This is a genomic window from Candidatus Cloacimonadota bacterium, from assembly GCA_011372345.1.
GTDB lineage: Bacteria > Cloacimonadota > Cloacimonadia > Cloacimonadales > TCS61 > DRTC01.
The window spans coordinates 1-1,509 of the sequence record DRTC01000632.1 but is presented as its reverse complement, the minus strand read 5'-3'; the positions used below and the strand labels follow the sequence as shown (position 1 = coordinate 1,509).

Here is a 1,509-nt window from a genome sequence, read left to right as displayed (position 1 = left end):
CTTGTTTCATATGAACAAGTTACGAGCCTTGCAGAAGGCTTAAAGTCTCTCTATGAATGGAGGTTCAACTATGAAAAAAAATATCATTATTATTATTTTTATTCTCTCATCATTTATCCTATTTTCTCATCCCAAATTCATAAATAATGAATCTATGAATGTTTCGGATTTTGAGTATATTAGAGCTGATTCTGCTCATGGATTCGATGTTCAGAAATATGAGATAACACTCTATATCAATGATCAGACTCATTATATCGAAGGAACTGTGGTTGCGGATGTTGTTGCAGAAGAAACTCTGACTCAAATCCAATATGAACTGGAAAGTTTGAATGTTGAAGAAGTACTTGTTAATGATGAAATTGCGGATTTCTCACATGCAAATGGTTTGATCACGATCGATCTGGGAACGATTGATCCAGGGGAAGAGTTTTCAACTTCCGTTACTTATTCCGGTTATCCTGTTTTGAGCAATGATGTTTATCATCTTGGCATGATCTTTGGCTCGAATTATGTATTTACTCTTTCCGATCCAAGTGGATGCAGATGGTGGTGGCCTGCTTATGATCATCCCTGGGACAAAGCAGTAGTAGATCTTCATGTCAGGATGCGGAATGACTGGCTCGTTGCCTGCAATGGTGTCAGAACAGCAATTGAAGACAATGGAGATGGGACCAAAACTCATCATTGGGAAGGTGAAAATCCGATGGTGACTTTTCTTCCCTGCATAACTGCTGCTAACTATTTGGAAATCAATCAGACTTTTGGAGAAATTCCAATTCAAAATTTTGTGACAGGAGCGTATTATAACAATGCTCTCGAAGATTTCAGCAATCTGCCCTTTATGATGGAGGTTTTCTCCGAAAAATACGGAGATTATCCTTTTGAAAAATACGGAAATGCAGTTGTGCCAATGGTTACTTTCGGAGCAATGGAACATCAAACCATGACCACCTTAGGAACTTCATTTATTGATGGAAATCATGGCGGAGAAACGATAATTGCTCATGAACTTTCCCATCAATGGTTTGGAAACTGCCTGACTCCCCTGACCTGGGCAGATGTCTGGCTTTCCGAAGGTTTTGCTGTTTATTCGGAAGCTCTCTATACGGAAGAATGGCAGGGATTTGAAGCAATGATAAATTATATGATCGTCAGCATTCAGAATTATTATAAAAACTGGGCTGGAGGAAATTCTTATATTGTTTATGATCCTCCTTATAATGAATATTTTACTCCTGCGACCTATGAAAAACCGGCATCAGTTCTACACATGTTGAGATTGCTGGTAGGAAATGAAACCTTCTTCGAGATTCTCCAAACCTATTTTCAAACCTATTATAATCAGAATGTTGTTTCTTCTGAATTTATCGAGATTTGTGAACAAGTCAGCGGAATGGAACTGTCTCAATTTTTCCAGCAATGGATCTTTGAGCCCGGATTACCAAATATGGAATATACATATTTTCTGGAATTGGAGTCATATTCTCCCCGCATTAAAACTTTTGT

The 1,509-nt window shown here is 38.0% G+C and carries 1 protein-coding gene; it reads left to right on the top strand.

The window, feature by feature from the left end; translation table 11 throughout:
• Positions 1-52 precede the first annotated feature (52 nt).
• A partial coding sequence (locus tag ENL20_12075; GenBank protein HHE39292.1) for a M1 family peptidase occupies positions 53-1,509 on the top strand: 1,457 nt, incomplete at its 3' end.